At 65.8% G+C, this 20,643-nt stretch carries 15 protein-coding genes and 1 other RNA gene; 6 read left to right on the top strand and 10 right to left on the bottom strand.

Translation table 11 applies throughout. From position 1 onward, the window contains the following. Window positions 1-35: 35 nt before the first annotated feature. The gene (locus AC5Y21_RS21340; protein WP_499915197.1) at window positions 36-2,648 is read left to right on the top strand and encodes a flavin-containing monooxygenase; all 2,613 of its coding nucleotides are present in this window, start codon (window positions 36-38) and stop codon (window positions 2,646-2,648) included. Further along, on the top strand, window positions 2,645-2,845 hold the full coding sequence (locus tag AC5Y21_RS21335; protein WP_499915196.1) for a hypothetical protein: 201 nt from the start codon (window positions 2,645-2,647) through the stop codon (window positions 2,843-2,845). Before AC5Y21_RS21340 ends, AC5Y21_RS21335 begins: the two co-directional genes overlap by 4 nt. 4 nt (window positions 2,846-2,849) lie before the next feature. Here the strand turns inward: AC5Y21_RS21335 and AC5Y21_RS21330 are convergent, their stop codons facing one another. From AC5Y21_RS21330 to AC5Y21_RS21315, 4 genes are all read right to left on the bottom strand, one after another. Further along, the gene (locus AC5Y21_RS21330) at window positions 2,850-4,394 is read right to left on the bottom strand and encodes a molybdopterin-dependent oxidoreductase (RefSeq protein WP_499915195.1); all 1,545 of its coding nucleotides are present in this window, start codon (window positions 4,392-4,394) and stop codon (window positions 2,850-2,852) included. Window positions 4,395-4,517: 123 nt separating this feature from the next. Beyond that, the gene (locus tag AC5Y21_RS21325) at window positions 4,518-5,534 is read right to left on the bottom strand and encodes an ABC transporter substrate-binding protein (protein ID WP_499915194.1); all 1,017 of its coding nucleotides are present in this window, start codon (window positions 5,532-5,534) and stop codon (window positions 4,518-4,520) included. Window positions 5,535-5,631: 97 nt separating this feature from the next. Continuing rightward, entirely contained in the window at window positions 5,632-6,393 is a 762-nt protein-coding gene (locus tag AC5Y21_RS21320; protein WP_499915193.1) for a YwaF family protein, read from the bottom strand. Between the two features lie 21 nt (window positions 6,394-6,414). Further along, window positions 6,415-7,890 (bottom strand): aldehyde dehydrogenase family protein, encoded by a 1,476-nt coding sequence (locus AC5Y21_RS21315; protein ID WP_499915192.1) that lies wholly within the window; start codon window positions 7,888-7,890, stop codon window positions 6,415-6,417. A gap of 71 nt (window positions 7,891-7,961) precedes the next feature. Between AC5Y21_RS21315 and AC5Y21_RS21310 the strand changes: the two genes are divergently transcribed. Beyond that, complete coding sequence (locus tag AC5Y21_RS21310; RefSeq protein ID WP_499915191.1) at window positions 7,962-9,038, top strand: Zn-dependent alcohol dehydrogenase; 1,077 nt, start codon at window positions 7,962-7,964, stop codon at window positions 9,036-9,038. On the opposite strand, the gene AC5Y21_RS21305 is transcribed toward AC5Y21_RS21310, so the two are convergent. Together AC5Y21_RS21305 and AC5Y21_RS21300 are read right to left on the bottom strand one after the other, a co-directional pair. Beyond that, complete coding sequence (locus AC5Y21_RS21305; protein ID WP_499915190.1) at window positions 9,035-9,973, bottom strand: epimerase; 939 nt, start codon at window positions 9,971-9,973, stop codon at window positions 9,035-9,037. The two genes, AC5Y21_RS21310 and AC5Y21_RS21305, sit on opposite strands and share 4 nt — an antisense overlap. Before the next feature lie 16 nt (window positions 9,974-9,989). Then, window positions 9,990-10,700: a 2OG-Fe(II) oxygenase gene (locus AC5Y21_RS21300; RefSeq protein ID WP_499915189.1), complete on the bottom strand. Its 711-nt coding sequence runs from the start codon at window positions 10,698-10,700 to the stop codon at window positions 9,990-9,992. A gap of 216 nt (window positions 10,701-10,916) precedes the next feature. Between AC5Y21_RS21300 and rnpB the strand changes: the two genes are divergently transcribed. Then, window positions 10,917-11,324: RNase P RNA component class A (gene rnpB, locus AC5Y21_RS21295), an RNA gene on the top strand. Window positions 11,325-11,395: 71 nt separating this feature from the next. On the opposite strand, the gene AC5Y21_RS21290 is transcribed toward rnpB, so the two are convergent. Further along, a complete protein-coding gene (locus AC5Y21_RS21290) occupies window positions 11,396-12,919 on the bottom strand; it encodes a CYTH and CHAD domain-containing protein (RefSeq protein WP_499915188.1) in 1,524 nt (507 codons plus the stop codon). A gap of 135 nt (window positions 12,920-13,054) precedes the next feature. Next, the gene (gene panB / locus AC5Y21_RS21285; RefSeq protein ID WP_499915187.1) at window positions 13,055-13,927 is read right to left on the bottom strand and encodes a 3-methyl-2-oxobutanoate hydroxymethyltransferase; all 873 of its coding nucleotides are present in this window, start codon (window positions 13,925-13,927) and stop codon (window positions 13,055-13,057) included. A 233-nt stretch (window positions 13,928-14,160) separates the two neighbouring features. Here panB and AC5Y21_RS21280 point away from each other — a divergent pair, with 233 nt between their 5' ends. Both AC5Y21_RS21280 and AC5Y21_RS21275 read left to right on the top strand, forming a co-directional pair. Further along, complete coding sequence (locus tag AC5Y21_RS21280; RefSeq protein WP_499915186.1) at window positions 14,161-15,714, top strand: alpha/beta hydrolase; 1,554 nt, start codon at window positions 14,161-14,163, stop codon at window positions 15,712-15,714. 82 nt (window positions 15,715-15,796) lie between these two features. Further along, window positions 15,797-17,377, top strand: a complete 1,581-nt coding sequence (locus AC5Y21_RS21275; protein WP_499915185.1) for an alpha/beta hydrolase — start codon at window positions 15,797-15,799, stop codon at window positions 17,375-17,377. A gap of 41 nt (window positions 17,378-17,418) precedes the next feature. On the opposite strand, the gene AC5Y21_RS21270 is transcribed toward AC5Y21_RS21275, so the two are convergent. After that, window positions 17,419-18,975 (bottom strand): MFS transporter, encoded by a 1,557-nt coding sequence (locus AC5Y21_RS21270; protein ID WP_499915184.1) that lies wholly within the window; start codon window positions 18,973-18,975, stop codon window positions 17,419-17,421. A gap of 284 nt (window positions 18,976-19,259) precedes the next feature. Beyond that, entirely contained in the window at window positions 19,260-20,510 is a 1,251-nt protein-coding gene (locus tag AC5Y21_RS21265) for a cytochrome P450 (protein WP_499915183.1), read from the bottom strand. Window positions 20,511-20,643: the final 133 nt, after the last annotated feature.

Here is a 20,643-nt window from a genome sequence, read left to right as displayed (position 1 = left end):
AGACAACCGGCCGGCCTGGCGGTGATGATCAGAGGATGACCGACACAGCCAGCGCACAACGACCGACCCCTGACGTCGATGTTGTCGTCGTGGGCGCAGGCATCGCCGGCCTGTATCTCGCCTATCGTCTGAGTCACGCTGGGTACCGATTCCGCGTCTTCGAAGCGGGCGGCGACCTCGGCGGCACGTGGTACTGGAACCGGTATCCGGGAGCCCGGGTGGATGTGCCCAGCATCGACTACATGTACAGTTTCGATCCCGACTGGCAGCGGGACTGGCAGTGGTCGGAGAAGTACGCCACTCAGCCGGAGATACTGCGCTATTTGAACCACGTCGCAGATAAGCACGACCTGCGGCGTCACATTAGCTTCTCCACGCGAGTCCGGCAGGCACGCTGGGTTGACGATGCGTCGATGTGGTATGTGCGCACCGACGGTGGCGATGTCACCGCCCGTTTCGTCGTGATGGCCACCGGCTGTCTGTCCATGCCCAAGCCAGCCGAGATCGGCGGACTTGAGCGGTTCGGCGGCGAGGTGTACTTCACCAGCAACTGGCCGCATGAGCCAGTTGTCTTCCGGGACAAGCGGGTAGCAGTCATCGGCACGGGTTCCTCGGGCGTGCAGGTGATTCCGATGATCGCCCAGGAAGCGCGAGAGCTGGTGGTGTTTCAGCGCACTCCGAATTTCTCGATTCCGGCGCGCAATGGCCCGCTGCCGCCCGAGAAGCTCGCGCAACTGGCAAACGAGACGGAATACCGCGCGGCGGCCAAGGTTTCGCCCGCCGGCATTCCCATGGAGCGCAGCATCATCCCGACCCTCAGCGTCTCGGAAATCCAACGGCAACAACAATTTGAGCGAGCCTGGGAGGGCGGCCTGCTATTCGAGGCGATTAATGTCTTCGCCGACGTGCTGAGCAACTCCGCGGCCAACCACGAGTTCGCCGAGTTCTTCCGGAACAAGATCCGTTCGATCGTCGGCGATCCGCACACGGCGGCCGACCTGTGCCCCATCGATCACCCCATCGGGACGAAAAGGCCGTGCCTGGACACGAACTACTACGCCACCTACAACCTGCCGCATGTGCGCCTCGTGAATGTCCGGAAGCATCCGGTCCGGCAGGTCACCGAATCCGGCATCGATACCGTCGACGAGTCGTTCACCTTTGACGCGATCGTCTTCGCCACCGGTTTCGACGCCGTCACGGGTGCGATAACGGCCGTCGACATCAGAGGCCGAAACGATTTGGCGCTCAGGGGAAAATGGGCGAGCGGACCGCAGACCTACCTCGGCTTGACCACGGCCGGCTTTCCGAACCTGTTTCTCATCACGGGTCCCGGGAGCCCGTCGGTGCTGTCGAACATGGTCGTCTCGATCGAACAGCACGCCGACTGGGTGCTCGACTGCATCGGTCACCTGAGCGCAGGCGGATTCGATGTCATCGAACCAACCGAGATGGCCGAGGCCGGATGGACACAACATGTCAACGACTGCGCCGACATCACCCTCTACCCGGCCGCGAACTCTTGGTACATCGGCGCCAATGTGCCTGGCAAGCCACGGGTTTTTCTCCCTTACTGCGCAGGTTTCGACTTCTACCGCGCCAGCTGCGACGAGGTGATCGCCCGCGATTATCTGGGTTTCAAGCGCTCTGGCCCCAACGGGTCGCAGTGCAACGACGGAGTGGTGCGCCGCCTGCAACCCGACGTCGAGATGGTCCTCAACGCGGTGGCGGCGCTGAATCTGCCTCCGCTGGAATCGATGGCCGTCGCGGACGCCCGCGCTTTCTACACGCAGATGTCAATCGAACGACCGCCTGGACCAGACGTCGGCGAAATCGTCGATGGCGTACTGCCAGGCGCCACAGGTGATCTGGCGTATCGGCTCTACCGACCGCCAACCCCGGGCCCGCACCCGATCGTCGTGTATTTCCACGGCGGCGGCTACGTGTTGGGTGACGCTATCTCGGATGATCCGCTATGCCGGGACCTTTGCGTGCGCAGCGACGCGGTCGTCGTCTCGGCAGACTACCGCCACGCGCCCGAGCATCGATTCCCGGCGGCTGTCCATGACGCCATGGCTGCGGTGCAGTGGGTGGCCGACAACGCCGAGGCGCTCGGCGGCAAACCGGGGCAGCTCGCGGTGTGTGGCTGGAGTGCGGGTGGTGGAATCGCCGCGGTGGTGTGCCGGCTGGCGCGGGATATGGATGGACCGAACATCGTGGGACAGGCGTTGTTGACACCGATGACGGCCGGCGAGACGACATGCGCATCCTTCGTCGAGAATGCGGACGGCTATGGTCTCACGACGCCGCTGGTCCGGTGGTTCGGCGACCACTACATCGATCCCTCCGATCAAAGCGATCCCCGTTTCGCACCCATCCGTGCTGACGACCTGTCCGGGCTGCCGCCCGCGATTGTGGTGACGGCCGAGTTCGATCCCCTGCGCGACGACGGTGAGGCCTACGCGGCCGCGCTCGATGCGGCCGGCGTCCCGGCAGAGCACATCCGCGCCCGCGGTCATACCCACCAGTCGTTGGCGATGGTCGACGTGGTCATCTCGGGTGCACCCGTTCGCGCACAGATGGCGGACTCGCTGCGCCGATTCTTCGCGGCGACGATCTCCTCTTCAGCGCGTAGCATCCCTGTATGAGAAGGACTTTCGTCGTCACGTTCGCGGTCGGGTTGCTTGTCGCGGTGTTCGGTCTAATTTGGGCGCTGCAGGGGTTTGGAGTGCTTGGTGGTAGCCCGATGAGCAACACCACCACCTGGTCCATCATCGGTCCGATCACGGTGCTGGTCGGCATCGTGATTGCGCTGTTCAGTTGGCGGAAATTGTCGGCGAAATAGTGATTCATTGCGTCACGGTGAAGTGCACCGTGTGCCAGCCGGTGGCGCCGTCTGGGACGGTATCGGCCTGATCTGCAGTTTGGACTGCGCCAGTGTTGTCGATGGCGCGCACCGTGATGCTGTGTCTTCCGGGGCTTTTCGCTTGCCAGGGGAAGCTCCACAACCGCCACGTTTCGTTGGAATAGCTGGCGCCCTGTGCGGCGGGCTGCCACCCGCCGTCGTCGATGAGGACCTCGACGGCGCGCACGCCACGATTCTGTGCCCACGCGACTCCGCCAAACACCACGGGCCCGATCGGCACCTTCTGCCCACCTTTCGGAACGTCGATGCGGGACTCGGTCTTGATGGGTGCACGCGATGCCCAGCCCTGCCGCGTCCAGTACGCTTTCGATCTGTCGAAGCGCGTCAGCTCCATCTCGACGACCCACTTGGTGGCCGACACGTAACCGTACAGACCGGGTACTACCAGCCGGGCCGGATAACCGTGCTCGATGGGCAGCGGCTGACCATTGAGGCCGACAGCAAGGAGCGCCTCGCGGCCATCGGTGAGCACCTCCACCGGCGTGCCAGCGGTGAATCCGTCGATCGACGTCGAGAGCAGCATGTCTGCGTCGGCGTGCACACCGGCCGCCGCCAGCAGATCCGCTATCCGGTAGCCGGTCCAGACTCCCGTCGAAATAAGGTTTCCCCCAACGGGATTTGAGACACAAGTTAACGTGGTCACCGTTTCGACGACGTCGAACTTGGCGAGGTCGTTGAAGCTGTAGGTGATTTCGCGGTCTACCATGCCGTGGATGCGCAGCCGCCAGTCCGAGTGGCTGAGTTGGGGAACTATGAGCGCGGTGTCTACCCGATAAAAGTCAGCGCTGGCCGTGACAAATCTCGGTAGCGCAACGCCGTTCGGTTGCACATCAGCCGCTATTGGCGGTGCCGGTCTGCGCGGTCGGGGAAGTGCGAAGTTGCTGCGATCGGCGGACACCGAATACGCCAACCGCGTGATGACCGCACCAAACACACCACTCACGATGCCGAACCCGAGCAATCCGAACATGACCAATCTGCGTCTGCCGGAATCCGGTTCGTCGTGCTCGGCTGCCTCTATTGCGTCTTCTTGTATGGGCCATAACCGACGCGTGAGGAAGCGTAGGGCCGCCACGCCGCAGGCAGCGCCGACGACGGTGGGGATCGTGTCGATTGCTGTCGAGCCCTGCCGCGACAGCACCGCGATACATCCGAGAATGCCCGCCGCGGCGATCACGGCGCTGCCGAGTGGGCGGCGCCGAGTTTCGAGGGTCCCTGCGATTGCAGCGATCGCGGCGATCACGACGAGCACCGCGATTGCCAAGAAGAATTTGTCCAGTGAGCCCAGGGCCTTAATCGTCCACTCTTTGACGGGCCCCGGCGTCAGGTCGACGACGGCCGAGGCAATCGCAGTTCGCGCATCGGCTCGCGCACCGAACGGGATACCCACCAGTTGGGCTACCCCGAGCGAGACGGCCGCGGCAGCGACCCCCGCAATCATCCGCTCATTCGACGCGGCAACAGCCATCGAACTACTGTACTCGCGTTGCTATTGGTGATCGTAAACACCTTGCCGTGCAGGCGAACCGGCAACAGATTCATCACACGAACTTCGGAATTTCCGCTTCGTGATCAGCAACGCTCGATACGCTCACGTCCGACGAAGCGGCCGATCGACCAGCACCCGCTGTCTGCCTCGCCACTGAACGACGCGAATCTGATGGCCGGTCTGCACGCCGGTGACCGGGTCGACACGAAACCGACCGAACAACGTGGTGGTGTCGAGTTGTTGTGCCGCGGCCAGCACCGGCAACGGCTCAACGGTTCCAGCTTCCTGCACGCAGCGCTGCCAAACGACACCCGCGGCGAATGCCGCAGCAGCCGGATAGGGCGGCTCAGTACCGTTCGCGTCCCGGTAACAATGGCTGAACCACTCGCTGTTGGGTCCGTCCGCGGGATCATCTGTCCCGTCGTCGAACCACTGGCACGGTCCGTAAAGCCCCTCAACGCGATCACCGATGGCCTGCTGGAGCTCATCGACTCCGGCAGCGACCAATCCAACTGCGCGCCAACGGTTTGCGCTGGCCCACTGCGCGATGGCGACGTCATCATCGAAGGAACCGGCCGATAGCAGCACATCGCCCGCCGGGACCTGCGCCAGCACGTCACTCGCCCGGCCTGGCCGAAAAGTGACCGACCGCCGCAGGAGACCGAGTCGGTGCGCAGCCATCGCCGCCCCTTCGGCGGCCTCGCGGCCGAACCCGGTGTCGACGTGGACTACTACCACCTCCGACCCCTCGCCAAGACCTTCGGCGGCAAGGGTTTCGAGCACCGCGGCGAGATAGCGGTAGGCGGGAGACGCCACATTGACAACACCCGGATACGCCGGCCGCGCCAACTGGGCGGTGGCGCCACCGTGGTTCCAGATGACCCCTTTTCCGGCGGCCGCGGCCGCTAGCGCCGGACCCGAACCGTAGGGCCCGAACATCACGTCGGGGCGGGTCGCCTCGGCGGCCCGGATAGCCGACGCCGCGGAGGGGTGAGCGTCGATCACCTCGAGCCTTACTCCGGATCGCCGCGCCCAGAGAGCAAGGGCGCTCGCGCCTGCGTTCCCGAATCTGGCCAGCGGCCCCGACAGTGGGGTAGCCAGCACGGCGCGAGCTTCCACGCCCACAACTTAGGCGTCTCGAACAACCGCCCACTTTCCGGGGCAATACCGATCGCGGTCGACTGCGGGCTCGTCTCCGCTGAATCGCGTCCTGTTGCTAATCGGGGACCCGGCCCTGCTGTTCACTGCGCCCTACCCGAACTGCCTTCCGCTCCCACGGCCAGGTCATGAGAGCCCAAATGAAGACAATGAGGGTGCCCCCGGTCAGTAGGTAGACCGGCCATCGCCCGAGCATGTCCAGGAGCGTCGGGGTGGCGGGTTTTGCGTTGAGGAAGCCGTAATTCGTTCCCGCGATTGTGTTGAACGACAAGGTGACTGCCGCCCATACCAGGGTCGTGATGACCGCGATGCGGTAGCTGCGCCAGCGCGGTCGCATCCCTCGTCCGAACGTGAGATAGATGGCCGCCCATACGACGAGCAGGTGGATCGCCCAAAACCAAAGGAATTCATATCCAGGGAAGTCTGGGGCGTATAGAACCGGTGAGATCAACGCCTGTGTGCTTAGGACCAAGCCCCAGTAGTAGGTGAGTGCGAAGGCCCAATGTCGCTGCGACCACAATGCGTAGGCCGTCGTGAGGGTTGCAAGATCGGTCAGGCGCAGCGGCACCGAATCCGCGATGGTAGGCGGGAGCAGTGTATGGACCAGACCCGCACCGTATACCACCGCGGTCACCGCCCCAAGGACGCGGCCGAGGAGCCGGGCCTGCGATTCGCTCTGTCGGTGTCCGATCCAGACCAGCGCCGCGGACCCGATCGCGAACACCGTGAGCACCGCCCAGTGTGAGGGGCCGTACGCGGAGAACTCCCGCTTCGCAGAAATCAGTACCGCCGATGGCGCGAGACAGCCTGGCAGCTCCATGCGGATTCGCGCTAGAGGCCGCTAGCTCGGCACGGGGTGCCGAACGAACGTCCGCGGCTGGGTGAAGGCCCGGATCCCCTCGACGCCGAGCTCGCGGCCGATGCCGGACTGGCCGCAGCCACCGAACGGCAACCGCGGGTCCTGGGCGGCCATGCCGTGGCAGTTGATGCTGACGGTGCCCGCCACCAGCCGCCCGGCGACCCGGTCGGCAAGTGCGTCGTCGCCGGTCCATACCGATGCGGTAAGCCCGAATTCGGTTGCATTGGCGGCTGTTACGGCCTCGTCGATGTCGTCGTAGCCGAAGATCGGCAATACCGGACCAAACTGCTCTTCGGTGGCCAGCGGCGAGTTCGGGGCCAGATCGGTGACGACGGTTGGTAACGCGAAGTACCCGCCCGCGTCGGCGTCGTCGTCGCGGATCCGTCCGGCGGTCCGGACTTTGGCGCCGCGTGCTTCGGCGTCGCCGACCAGCGTGGCAACGCGGTCGCGTCCGGCGGCGGTGTGCAGCGGGCCGAGCGTCGTCTCCTCGGCAAGCCCGTCGCCGACCACCTCGCGCTCGCAGCGCGCAAGCACCGCGTCGGCCAGCTCGTCGACCAGTCCTGTGGGCGCATACAGCCGCTTGATCGCCATGCAGACCTGACCGCCGGTGGTGTAAGTCGCCGTGACCAGCCGCTGCACCAGCTCGTCGCTGACGTTGATGTCCGGCGCGATGATCGCCGCGTCGTTGCCGCCAAGTTCGAGCAGCACCGGCGTGAGCCGCCGCGCGGCGGCCGCCATTACGGCACGTCCGGTGGCGACCCCGCCGGTCAGCGAGATCAGGTCGATGCCCAGATGGGTGACCAGCGCCTGCGCCAGCTCGCTGCCCGGTCCGGACAGCACGTTCACCACGCCCGGCGGCAACGCGGCAGCCAGCGCCCCGGCGAGTTGCAGCGCCGTTAGCGGACAGGTCGGCGGCATCTTGACCACGCACGTGTTGCCGGCGACCAAGGCCGACGTCAGCTTGGTCATCGTGAGCGCGATCGGCCAGTTGAACGGCAGCACCAGCGCGGCAACGCCGAACGGCTCGCGGTGCAGCCGCGGGTATGCGGAACCCTTGTCGATCTGCTCAGGCGCCAGCGCGGTCTCGGCCATCGACCCGATCAGGCCGGCCAGGCCGGGTCCGGTGTTGAGTTCGAACGTCGCCTCGGCGAGCACCTTGCCGTGCTCGCGGGTGTATAGCCGCGCGCCGTCGTGCCCGGTCAGCTGTTCGGCCGCTGTTGCCGCCGCGGCCGAGATGGCGGCGACGCGCTCGGCGATGCTGAGCGCCCGCCACCCCGCAGCCGCCCGCCGCGCGGCGGCCACCGCCGCATCGAGCTGACTGAGGTCGGCCGCTGGAGCGTGGCCGACGATCTCGGCCGGCCTGGCCGGGTTGTGCACGGGATAGCTGCCGGCGGCTCCTGGCTGCGGCTCGCCGCCGATCGTCAAAACCGATTCCGCCGTCGTTGTTGATCCCGTCATGGTGCATATCCTCTTTGGGTCCTTTGGCGCACGCTTGACCCGGTGCGGTCGTCCCGCCATCGTAAGTCGTTATGAAGGCTGTCGTACTGCGCGAGGTCGGGCAGCCCACCAGGGTGGAGGAGCTGGAGCTGCGGCCGCTCGCCGGCCACGAGGTGCGGGTTCGGCTGGCCGCCAGCGGCGTATGCCACAGCGACCTGTCGCTGCGCGACGGGTCCATACCGACGTTGCTGCCGTGCACGCTCGGTCACGAGGGCGCCGGGATCGTCACCGAGGTGGGTGACAACGTCACCACCGTCAAACCGGGTGAGCACGTGGTGCTGACGTGGAGCGTGCCATGCCGGTCGTGTCCGCACTGCCTGCGCGGCGAAACCGAGCTGTGTCTGCACAGCTACGACCACGTCTACGGCGCTCCGTACGCCCAAGGCGCCGGCCCGGTGTGGCCGGGAATGGGCGTCGCGTCGTTGGCCGAAGAGACGCTGCTGCCGGCCGCGGCGGTGGTTCGGGTCGACGAGTCGCTGCCCCTCGATCAGGCCGCGTTGCTGGGCTGCGGTGTTACTACCGGGGTTGGTGCGGTGATGCACACCGCGGCCGTCCGCCCGGGGGAGAGCGTACTGGTAATCGGTTGCGGCGGTGTAGGTTTGGCCGCGATTCAGGGAGCCCGGCTGGCCGGCGCGGGTCGGATCATCGCCGCCGACCGGATGGCTGGCCAGCTTCCCACGGCTGTGGCCAACGGAGCGACCGACACCGTCGACGCCAGTGCGGCCGATCTCGCCACTGCCGTACGTGATCTCACCGGTGGCACCGGGGTGGATCACGGAATCGAGGTGGTGGGCAAGCCTGCGACGATCCGCGCTGCCTATGAAGCCACCCGCCGCGGCGGCAAGGTGACGCTGGTGGGTGCCGCGGGCCTGAAAGAAGAGGTGACGCTTCCCGCGCTGTCGTTGATGTCCGACGGCAAGAAGATTCAGGGCAGCGTCTATGGGGCGAGTGACCCGGCCCGCGATATCCCGGTGCTGGCTGACCTCGCCCGAAGCGGCCGGCTGGATCTCGAGGCTTTGGTGACACGACGGGTCGGGATCGATGACGTCGAGGCGGCGTTCAGCGACATGACCGCCGGACGCGGCGCCCGAAGCATCGTCTGCTTCTAACTCAACAGGTTGGCCAGGGCCGCCTCGAGCGTCGGAAAGCTGAATACAAAGCCGCTGTCTTTCAATACTTTTGACGTCACATACCGTCCGGTCAGTCCGAGCGCGGGATCGGTGCGCAACACGACCGCCCCGAGCTTCACCAGTGCGGCCGGCGTGGGCGGCGCGGCCGGTCGGTGCAGTTGCCGACGGAGGGTGGCCATCAGGTCGCGGTTGCGTACCGGATGATCGGTGGCCGCGACGAGCACGCCCGACGGGATGGTCACCTCCGGCGACAAGCCCAGACACGCGCGGACGATTGCCAGCCAGTCCGACAGGTGAATCCAGGAAAACCACTGGCGGCCCGTGCCGACACGTCCGCCCAGCCCGTATCTGGTGAGCCCCACCAGTCGGGTCAGCGCGGGGGAGTCCGGGTCGAGCACCACGGCGGTGCGCAGGATCACGCCATGACGTGTGTTGGCGCCGTCGACCGCATGTTCCCACGGTTCGGCCACGCCAGTCATCTGCGGTAGGCCAGTGGGCAGCGGTGTGGTTTCGTCGCATCGGGTCTCGCCGGCATCCGACCAGATCGCGGTGGTGCTGGCCTGAATCCAGTGTGCCAGCGGGGTTTTCAGTTGCCGACTGGCTTCGACGAGCGCCCTGGTGGGTAGCACCCTGCTGTCTCTGAGCTCGGCGACGTTGCTGCGGGTGGGCCGGCAGTCCACCAGCTTGCCGGCCAGGTTGATGACTGCGGTATTGGCTCCGTCGAGTTCGGCGGCCCAGTCGCCGACTGTGCGGCCGTCCCATAGGACTTGGCGCACGCCAAGTGTCGGGTCGACGCGACGGGTCAAGGTGACCACGTCGTGGCCGCGACTGCCCAGATCGGCGGCGAACCGACGGCCCAACGACCCGTTGCCGCCGGCGATGACTACCTTCAGCTGTTCCGGAGGAGTGTTCACGCGGCGACGATAGTCGTCAGGCGGCGTCGTGGAAAATCAGTCCCATGGCATAGCGTTCGCCGGAACGGACCGTCGAAAGTCCGTGCCGCACCGGCGCCGCCGACCAGCCCCGCTTTGACGGCACCGGCCGCTCCCGAGTGGTGAACACAAAACCATGCCCTTGCGGTAATTGCGTTGCAGTACCTCGGGATTGGGCCCGGAGCCGTTGCTCGACGAGCAGGAACTCGCCGCCGGTGTAATCGCGCTCCGGATCGCTCAGGTTGATCACCACCTGCAGCGGAAACACCAAGTCGCCGTACAGATCTCGGTGCAGGGCATTCCAGTCGTCGGCGCCGTACTTCAACATCAGGGCAGTCGACCTGGTCTGGCCGGCGGCATGGCATTCCGCCAGCCACTCGTCGAGGCTGTCCGGCCAAGGGGCGTGGCGGCCCAGCTTGGTCCACCAGTCGCGGGCGATCGGCAACAGCCTGGGGTAAAGCGCCTGCTTGAGGCGTTCGATCGGCTCGGGATACGGCGCCTGGAAATAACGGTATTGTCCGGCGCCGTACCGCTTGGGCGCCATGTCGATGGTCGAGCGGAACAAGCCGTCGTCGGAGTACAGCTTGCGCAGCCGTGCCGCTTCGCTTGTCGTGATCAGCCTGGGCAACAGCGCGCCACCGTATTCGTTGACCTCGGCGGTTATGGCGTCCCAATCACCGGAGTCGACGCGCTTTTCCCACGGGGCCATTAGCACGTTCTACCAGTGAGCGATTGTGAATGCAGCTCAGTCACACGCGCCACTTCAGCACCGCCGCAGACGGCTCCATCCGTTGCGAAATGCGATAGCGCATGTGATAGCGCTTCGTGGAATGAACTGACCTTTCTTCCGCGCCCCAAGTCCGCGGCGGCTGGTTCGCAGCTATTGGCCGCGGTATGCCGCAGCGAGTACCGTGTTCGTCGCGGACGAGTTGGCTGGGCGGCCGCGGCTCGCACCTCCGGTGGTGAGTCGAGGAAAGTCCGGACTTCACAGAGCAGGGTGATTGCTAACAGCAATCCGAGGTGACTCGCGGGAAAGTGCCACAGAAAACAGACCGCCACCCTCGCGGTGGTAAGGGTGAAACGGTGCGGTAAGAGCGCACCAGCATCCCGGGTGACCGGGATGGCTCGGCAAACCCCACCCGAAGCAAGGTCAAGAAGGCCGCACCGGAAGGTGCGGCCGCGCAGGCGTCCGAGGGTTGCTCGCCCGAGCCTGCGGGTAGACCGCTCGAGGCACCCGGCAACGGAGTGCCCAGATGGATGGTCGCCGCCTTGCCGCCGTTGCTTACGCCGCGGCGGTGAGGAACAGAATCCGGCTTACAGGCCAACTCGCCCGCCTTTGCCGAGCAGACGCAAAAGCACCCATTTTGGGCTCAAAATGGGTGCTTTTGCGTCTGCTCGCCGCGCTTATGGCCGCGCTTTGCGCACCGCCTTGTGGAGCTTGCGCAGCGCGTCGCCCAGCTGCTGCCGGCAAGTCTCGGCGAAGTCGCTCTCGCGCTGGTAGAGCAGGCCGTAGGTGAAAGTGTCCTCGCCCGCGCTGTGCGCGGCTTCGGCCTGGTGACTCAGGTGTTCGCGGCTCACCACGCTGTCCTGATGATCGCCGAGCAGCGACTGGATGGCCTTGGCCCGATCGGACACTTTATCTGCCCCGGTGGCCGCCGCGGTATAGCGAAGTCGTTTGGCGCGCTTGCGGATTCGGTGCAGCGCCTCGTCACGGTCGTGCTCGCCTGCTTCACCGGCGGCCCTTGCCCGTTTGGCGGCCTTGCGGACCCGCTTGTAGGCCGCGTCGATGGTGACCGGCGTCGCTTCGTCACCCGTCTGGGCGGTCGGAATCTCGGCGAGCATCGCATCGAGGGCATCCAGCAGATGGAAGTATCGCGGCGACCGCATCGCGATCAGCGACCGCCGCAGCCCGGTCTGGTAACGGCGCTGCGCACCCCCGACCAGACGCTCCCTAATGGGTCCACGCACCAGTTCCGGTGCCAGCTGGTCCAATTGATGCTGGTAGCGCTCCGCGAGCACCTCGGCGTCGCGCGCCACACCCAGAACACCGGCCAGCTCGCGCAGTTCATCGAGGATCCATGCCCCGTCGGTCGCCCCCAACGAATCCTGGGCATCCCGCAGCAGGCTGCGAATCTTGCGGGTGATTACCCGCATTTGGTGTACGGCGTCGTCGACGTCGGCGCGCACGGCGCGATCCCAGACCAGCAGCTCGTCGACCAGCTCGGCCACCGCGCGGTGTACCGGGTCGGCGGGTGGCTGGTTGGCGTCGGTCTGCAACGTGGCGGCCAGCACGCGCGCCAGCTTGGAGCCGTGACCGGCGGGTTCGGCGCCGGCATCAAGCAGCCGATTGCTCAGGCGGTTCAACAATTCGGCATCAGCGGTCCCATTGGTCGCGATGAGCTCCACTTCCCATTCGCGCCAATCTTGCTGGGCGGGGCCGTTGTCGGAGCCATCGCTGAGGGTCCAGGCGGTGACGTGGTCGTTGCTGAACTCCGCCAGCGCCTCGCCCTCCACGCTGTACAGCACTTGGCTTTCCCGCTGGGTGGTGATACGCGCGACCGGCTCAACGGGGCGGTCGCGAACGATCGCCAGTACCACGTCCAGCAGCTCTGCCGGCACCGAGTGGCCGGGATCGGTGCCGGTGGAGAGGGGTGCGTGGATCTCGGTGCGCGCATCCGGGCCGTCGGGCAACTTCAGGTGCCAACCGGCATCGGCGCCACCGGTGCGGCGCCGCAGCGTGATTTTGTTACGCGCCAGATCCTGTGTCGGGGTGTCGAAGTAAATCGCATCCAGCGATTTGACCGGCGACTTTCCGACTCGAGCCACCGCGGCGATGCCCTCGAACGACGGCGACACCGTCGACTCGCCGACGTCGAACTTGCGTTCCACCTCGGTATGACGCGACGTCTTGGGCGCGTTTACAGGCATCGTTGCCTCCGGTGGGGGCGCGTCGCGGTCGTGGTCGTGGATGCATCCATAGAGTGCCACATCAAAGCGACGGCGTTCCGGACGGCTTCGCTGCCGGCCATCTGCGCTGAAGGATCGTGCTGCAGGTCGGTTGACTCAGAAGCAGTGCTCGTCGGCGGGGAACACCCCGCTGGCCACGTCTTCGGCGTATTGCGTTGCAGCACGGCGTAATTCACCGGCGATGTCCGCATACCGCCGGACGAAGCGGGCCGCCTTGCCGCTGCTGAGGCCGGCCATGTCCTGCCAGACCAGGACCTGGCCGTCGCAATTGGGGCCGGCTCCGATCCCGATTGTCGGAATGGTCAGCTTGCCGGTGATCTGAGTGGCCAGTTCGGCCGGCACCATTTCCATGACGACGGAGAACGCCCCGGCTTCGGCGACCGCGATGGCGTCGGCGATGGTCTGCTCGGCGGCGTCGCCGCGGCCCTGCACCCGGAAGCCGCCGAGGGTGTTGACGCTTTGGGGCGTGAACCCGATGTGCGCCATCACCGGGATGCCCGCGGCGGTCAAAAACGCGATTTGCTCGGCGACCCGCTCACCGCCCTCGAGCTTGACGGCGTGCGCGCCGCCCTCCTTCATGAACCGGGTAGCGGCGGCCAGCGCGGCGGTGGGTCCGGCTTCGTAGCTGCCGAACGGCAGGTCGGCGACGACCAGCGCGTGCTGGGCACCCCGAACCACGCCCCGCACCAGCGGGATCAACTCGTCGATGGAAACCGGCACCGTGGTGTCGTAGCCGTAGACCACATTGGCAGCGGAGTCGCCGACCAGCAGCACCGGAATGCCGGCCTCGTCGAAGACCCGGGCGGTCGAATAGTCGTAGGCCGTGAGCATGCCCCACTTGTGGCCTTCGGCCTTCCGTTTCTGCAGGTGGTGGGTGCGGATCTTGGTCCGTGGCGCGGCGGGCGCTGATCCCGTAGACGAGGTGGACGTGCTGGACCCATAGACATTTTGCTCAGACTTCGAAGACATCTTTGTCCCTAGTGGTTTAGTCCGGTCGATCCTCGTGGCCCTAACGGGTCCCCGGGTTCGTCTGACCCCCACAGTCTGCCATCTCACATCCGCCGTTGTCACCGTGTGCCCGCTGTGAGACATGCCATCGTCGGTTGCAGTCGTTGCCGTCGGGTCGGCTTCATCACGGTGGTAATCCCGGGTAACCGGCCGCTAGCCAGCATCTGCCGGGGCCTCTGGCAGCATGTGTTGGCATGTGTCTGTCTCGCCGCGACAAGATCGCGCGCACGCTGCTGATCTGGACGGCGATCGCTGCCGTGGCGATGCTGCTCGCCGGCTGTCTCCGCGTTGTCGACGGGCACCCCCGGATGGCGGGGCCCAGGCTGGGCCAGCCGGTGGAGTGGTCTCCGTGCCGCGCCAAAAACCCGGCCAAGCTACCGGCCGGCGCAATGTGCGGCAGGATCGCGGTGCCGGTCGACTACGACCACCTCAACGGCGACGTCACGGTGCTGGGGTTGGTTCGCTTTGCTGCGACCGGAAACAAAATCGGTTCGCTGGTCATCAATCCCGGCGGTCCCGGTGAGTCCGGTGTCGACGCCGCCCTGGGGATTGTCCAGTCGTTGCCGCAGAAGGTCCGCGAACGGTTCGACCTGGTTGGGTTCGACCCCCGCGGGGTGGGGTTGTCGCGGCCGGCGATCTGGTGTAACTCCGACGCGGACAACGATCGGCTGCGGGCCGAGCCGGGTGTCGACTACAGCCCGGCGGGTGTGCAGCACATCGAGGACGAGACCAAGGAGTTCGTCGCCCGCTGCGTCACCAAGATGGGGGTGAACTTCCTGCGCAACGTCGGCACCGTCAACGTCGCCCGGGACCTGGACGCGATTCGCGCGGCGCTGGGTGACGCCAAGCTGACCTACCTGGGCTACTCGTACGGCACCCGGATCGGCTCCGCCTACGCCGAGGCCTACCCGCAGAACGTACGGTCGATGATCCTCGACGGCGCCGTCGACCCCAATGCCGATCCCGTCGAGGCCGACCTGCGTCAGGCCAAGGGATTCCAGGACGCGTTCAACGACTACGCCGCGGACTGCGCGAAAAAGCCCACTTGTCCGCTGGGCACCGACCCGACCAAGGCCGTCGACGTCTACCACAGCCTGGTCGACCCGCTGGTCGACCCGAACAACCAAATGGTCAGCAAGCCGGCGAAAACCAACGACCCGCGTCAGCTGAGCTACAGCGACGCCATCATCGGCACCATCATGGCGCTGTACTCGCCGACGCTGTGGCGCCACCTGACCGACGGCCTGGACGAGTTGCGCAACGGTCGCGGAGACACCCTGCTTGCGCTGGCCGATATGTACATGCGCCGCGATTCAAAAGGCCACTACAACAACGCCACCGACGCTCGGGTGGCGATCAACTGCGTCGACCAGCCCCCGGTCACCGACCGGGCCAAGGTCGTCGACGAAGACCGCCGATCGCGGGAGCTCGCACCGTTCATGAGCTACGGCAAGTTCACCGGTCACGCCCCGTTGGGCACCTGCGCCTTCTGGCCGGTGCCGCCCACCAGCAAGCCCCATCTCGTCTCGGCGCCCGGCATGGCGCCGATGGTGGTGGTGTCTACGACGCATGATCCGGCGACTCCGTACCAGGCCGGAGTAGACCTGGCCAACCAACTGCACGGGTCGCTGCTTACCTTCGACGGCACTCAGCACACGGTGGTCTTCGAGGGCAACGACTGCATCGACAACAAAATAACGGCGTACCTGATCGATGGCACCACGCCGCCGGCCGGCGCCAAGTGCTGAACACGTGCGACCCAACCCCTCCTCAGCAAAGTGACCAAGGCGTGATCATTTCGCGTCATGGCGGGAATGCGTGGCTGCAACGATGACAGCCATGTCGCGCCGGAGACCATTGAGCTCGGCGCTTTTTTCAGTGTTCGCCGGGGGGTTGTTGTGTTTCGGGCAGCCGGCGGTGCTGCCGGTGGCCGGCGCCACTCCCGAGCCCGGGCCCGGTGCGGGACAGACGCAGAACCCGCAGCCGCCGGCGGTGGCGAAGCCGAACTGGGGCAGCTGCAGCGAGTTGCTCGGCGGCGATACCCGTGACATACCCACCGCGAAGTGCGCGACGGTGCCGGTCCCGATCGACTACAACAACCCCGGTGGCGCGCAAGCCAAGTTGGCGGTGATCCGGATCCCGGCAACTGAGCAGCGGATCGGGTCGCTGCTGGTTAATCCGGGCGGACCCGGGGCGTCGGCCGTCGACATGGCGGCGGGTTTGGCGCCTGACCTGGATGGCACCGATATCCGTCGCCACTTCGACCTGGTGGGCTTCGACCCACGAGGCGTTGGCCATTCCACGCCGGAACTGCGGTGCCGCACCGACGCCGAGTTCGACGCGTTCCGGCGTGACCCGATGGTGGACTACAGCCCCGCCGGAGTCGCCCACATCGAGCAGGTCTACAAGCAGTTGGCCAAGGAGTGCGCCGACAAGATGGGCCTCCCGTTCCTGGCCAACATCGGCACCGCGTCCGCCGCGCGCGACATGGACATGGTCCGCCAGGCCCTGGGCGACGAGCAGATCAACTACCTGGGTTTCAGCTACGGCACCGAGTTGGGCACCGCCTACCTCGAACGGTTCGCGGACCATGTGCGGGCGATGGTGCTCGACGGCGCCATCGACCCGACCGTCGGCCCGATCGAGGAGAACATCAAGCAAATGGCGGGATTCCAGACCGCCTTCAATGACTACGCCGCCGACTGCGCTCGCTCGCCGGCCTGCCCGCTGGGCACCGACCCGACAAAATGGGTCGACCGGTACCACGCCCTGGTCGACCCGCTGGTCGCCAAGCCGGGTCCGACGTCGGACCCACGCGGTCTTGGGTACGCCGACGCGACCACCGGCACCATCAACGCGCTTTACACGCCGGCGCACTGGAAGTACCTGACCAGCGGTCTGCTCGGGCTGCAGCGTCATACCGACGCCGGTGACCTGCTGATGCTCGCCGACGACTACGACGGCCGCGACAAACACGGGCATTACGACAACGGCCAGGACGCGTTCAACGCGATCCGTTGCGTGGACGCGCCGTCCCCGACGGATTCCGCGAGCTGGGTCGCTGCCGATCAGCAGATCCGCCAGGCCGCTCCGTTCCTCAGCTACGGGCCGTTCACCGGCAACGCACCCCGCGATTTGTGCGGGCTGTGGCCGGTGCCGGCGACGACCACACCGCACGCCGCGCCGCAGGTGCCGTTCGGCAAAGTCGTGGTGGTGTCCACCACCCACGACCCGGCAACCCCGTATCAGGCCGGGGTGAACCTGGCCCAGCAGCTGGGCGCCCCGCTGATCACCTATGACGGAACCCAGCACACGGCGGTGTTCAACGGCAACCAGTGCGTGGACAACACGGTGATGCGCTACTTCGTGGACCTGGCGGTGCCGCCGGTGGCGTTGCACTGCCAGCCCTGAGCCAGCTCGGTAGCCGGTGACCGCGGACTGCGAATGGCAGGCTAAAGGCGCTCCGCGGAGCCGGTGCTGTTGTGCGGGTTGGCATCAGGCTCCAGTTCCCCCGCGTCGATGGCTTTCTTGACTTCCGCCGCATGTGCCACCTGTTGCGCGCTGTAGCCAATGAGCAGCGCCACCCCACAGACCAGGAGGGCCACCCCGGCCAGCCACCGCAGGCCGTAGGTGTAGCCCTGGTCCAGCGCATGCAACTGGGCGGCGTTCATGTACTTCACCGGCCCGACGGTGCCGCCGAGATGCAGCGTGCGCGACGTGATTGCGGCCTGGACAACGGCCAGCACCACCGGTCCGCCGAGACGGGACAGCATGAGCGAGATCGCCGATATGGGCCCAATCCGGTCCAAACCGACACTGGCGATCAGCGAGAGCGCGACCGGCACGTTGATCACGCCGATACCGATACCGGCGACGACGAGGGGCATCACCAAATTCGGGAAGTACGGAACGCCGCGGTGCAGCATCGAGGCGTAGAGCGCCGCGCCCAGCACGACGACGCCGCCGATGATCACCACCACGCGCGGCGGTAACGACATCACCAGCCGCGACGACACGCCCGCCCCGACACCCACCGCGATGGCGAACGGGATGAAGCACACGCCCGCGCGCAGCGTGCTGTAACCCATGATGTCCTGGACATACAGACCGATGACGAGGGCCAGGGTGAACATCACCCCGCCGGCCAGAAAGATGGCTGCAAACATGGCCAGCCGGTTGCGGTCGAAGAACAAGCTGAATGGCAGGACGGGGTTCTCCGCCCTGCGCTCCACCATCACGAACGCCACGAAAGCGCCCAGGGCCACGACCCCCGAACCGATAGTGATGGGCGACAGCCAGCCCTTCTCCGGCCCCATCGAAAAGCCGAGCACGGCCGCGGTAAAGACCAACGTGGCCAACGCTGCCCCAGCCGCGTCGAGCTTTATCCGCTCCTTCTCCGTTTCCCGCAGCGCGATGTGGGCCAGATAGAGAACCAGCAGCCCGATCGGCACGTTCACCAAAAACACCAGCCGCCACGACACCTCGGTGAGCACCCCGCCCACCACGAGGCCCAGTATCGAGCTGAGACCGCCGATCGCCCCCAACACCGCCATCGCAGCATTGCGCAACGGGCCCTTGGCGAATGTGGTCGCCACCAGCGCCATACCGGTCGGGGCGATGATCGCGGCGGCCACGCCCTGCAGCAGCCGCGCCGAAACGAGCACGCCCCCGTCCCAGGCGATGCCGCATATCGCCGAGACGATAGTGAACAGCGCGACGCCGCCGATGAAGGCGCGTTTGCGCCCGATGCTGTCACCGAGACGGCCGCCCAGCAGTACCAGCCCGCCAAAGGTCAGCACGTAGCCGATGATCACCCAGCTCCGCGCGGCATCGGACATGCCGAGCTCATTCTGGATCCGCGGAAGCGCGACGACCGCGATCATGCCGTCCATCGTTGCCATCAACTGCATGCCGCCGATCGCGGTGACCGCGGCGACAAACCAGCGAGGCGGCAGCCTGGTCGAGATGTTTCTGCTCGCACCGCCTGGCGTGCTCGGTTCGACGGGCATCGGGCTCGCTCCGCGCGTTGAGTCGTCTAGTGATGTACCGCCAGCTCTGCATCGTTGGGAGTCGGCTTAGCCGTACGCTACGGCAATCTCAAGAACTGGTAGCCAAAAACCCGATCAGATACACATTTTCGGTCGAACCCGCTGGTACCCGTTGGGCAGCAGTGCGGCTGACCTCCGCCCAGGCCGCATTGCTGCTGGACGGTTGGTGACCGCGGCATGACGGTGCACACGCTGAAAAAGTCGTCCCGCGATTTGATAAACCGCGTTTTTGCAATGGGGAAAGTTCAGTCAACCGGCGTGAACTCGAGATGCAATTCCTTGAGGCGCCTGAACAAGAAGGTGCGGTCCCATTTGAGACGACGATCGCCCACCGGACCATGCTCGGCTTCTGAAAGCCGAATGTCGGCCATCCGGTCGAGGATTCGTTCCAAACTCACCCGCGCTTCGGCGCGGGCGATCGGGGCACCCGGACAAGTGTGGATACCACGGCCGAATGCGATGTGTTGCAATATGTTTGGGCGTTCGAGGCGAAATTCCCTGGGCTCCTCGAACCGTCGTGGATCGCGATTTGCGGCACCATTCATCACCAGTACGCTGGTGCCGGCTTGTACATCGACGTCGCCTATTTTGGTGGTGCGCCGCGCCATGCGGAAATTCGATTTGATCGGGCTTTCGAAGCGCAGCATTTCCTCAATGAACGCGGGGACCTTTGAGCGGTCCTCGCGCAGCTGCTCTTGCAAGTCCGGTCGCTCCGCCAGCATTAGCATTGCGAGACTCAGCAGATCGATCGTGGTGCCGTGGCCGGCAGCGAACATGAACGTGGCAACGCGGGCAACGTCAATCGCGGCGGGCGTCGTGCCGTCGGGAAACTTGGCCAGCGCAAGCTCGGTGAGCACATCCTCGCGCGGCGTGCGCCGCCGCTCCTCGATGTACTCGACGAACCACTCTTCTTTTACGCCGACGAAGCCGCTACGTTCGCCTTCGAGCCTGCTGGCCGTCGCAGCGCGGCGGAATCGGTCATGGTCGGCCTCGGGCACGCCCAGCAAATTGATGATCGCGACGAGCGTGAACGGAAAGTTGTAGTCGAAGACGATCTCGCACTTGCCCTGCGCGACGAAGGAGTCGAGTTGCTCGTCGGCCAGACGCCACAGGAAATCCTCGTTCTTCTTGAGCTGCTTGGGCGTAAACAACCTGTTCAACAGTGAGCGGTGCGCGGTATGCCGCGGAGGATCAAACGTGATGAAGTAGTCGCCGAACGTAACTCGGTGGCGGTGCTGTTCGATCAGATCCGAAATGTCGTCACTGTCGGTTTTCTTCGGAATCCCCGACCATGGTCCGCTGACTATGTTGCACACCGAAAAGTTCTGCTCGGCGTCGCGTTGGACGGCGACAGCCTCGTCATACCCCGACACCATCACCACGCCATGCGCCGGCTCACGCCGTGCTGGGCAACGACGGATCGCGTCGTAGTAGTCGTTGGGGTCATCGACGAGCGACTTGTCGGTGAAGAAATCGAGGTTATCGAGTCCGCTCAATCCGCCTCCATCGCCTAGCAATAGACAATAGGGATGTTATGCGCGCGCCTCGGCACATGTACCGAAATAGCCGCACGAAACCACATGGGACGCGAGGGCGTGACCCGAGTCTGGCTACACCATCGAGCAGCAT

The sequence above is a fragment of the Mycobacterium sp. NGS41 genome, from assembly GCF_059812725.1.
Note: the sequence above shows the minus strand (reverse complement) of the source record. Positions and strands in the feature narration are given on the sequence as shown.

Bases quoted from the DNA above. Each gene is read 5' to 3' on its own strand.
- AC5Y21_RS21340 (WP_499915197.1), top strand. From the start codon at position 36: ATGACCGACACAGCCAGCGCACAACGACCGACCCCTGACGTCGATGTT.
- AC5Y21_RS21335 (WP_499915196.1), top strand. From the start codon at position 2,645: ATGAGAAGGACTTTCGTCGTCACGTTCGCGGTCGGGTTGCTTGTCGCG.
- AC5Y21_RS21330 (WP_499915195.1), bottom strand. From the start codon at position 4,394: ATGGCTGTTGCCGCGTCGAATGAGCGGATGATTGCGGGGGTCGCTGCC.
- AC5Y21_RS21320 (WP_499915193.1), bottom strand. From the start codon at position 6,393: ATGGAGCTGCCAGGCTGTCTCGCGCCATCGGCGGTACTGATTTCTGCG.
- AC5Y21_RS21315 (WP_499915192.1), bottom strand. From the start codon at position 7,890: ATGACGGGATCAACAACGACGGCGGAATCGGTTTTGACGATCGGCGGC.
- AC5Y21_RS21310 (WP_499915191.1), top strand. From the start codon at position 7,962: ATGAAGGCTGTCGTACTGCGCGAGGTCGGGCAGCCCACCAGGGTGGAG.
- AC5Y21_RS21300 (WP_499915189.1), bottom strand. From the start codon at position 10,700: ATGGCCCCGTGGGAAAAGCGCGTCGACTCCGGTGATTGGGACGCCATA.
- AC5Y21_RS21290 (WP_499915188.1), bottom strand. From the start codon at position 12,919: ATGCCTGTAAACGCGCCCAAGACGTCGCGTCATACCGAGGTGGAACGC.
- panB (WP_499915187.1), bottom strand. From the start codon at position 13,927: ATGTCTTCGAAGTCTGAGCAAAATGTCTATGGGTCCAGCACGTCCACC.
- AC5Y21_RS21280 (WP_499915186.1), top strand. From the start codon at position 14,161: ATGTGTCTGTCTCGCCGCGACAAGATCGCGCGCACGCTGCTGATCTGG.
- AC5Y21_RS21275 (WP_499915185.1), top strand. From the start codon at position 15,797: ATGACAGCCATGTCGCGCCGGAGACCATTGAGCTCGGCGCTTTTTTCA.
- AC5Y21_RS21270 (WP_499915184.1), bottom strand. From the start codon at position 18,975: ATGCCCGTCGAACCGAGCACGCCAGGCGGTGCGAGCAGAAACATCTCG.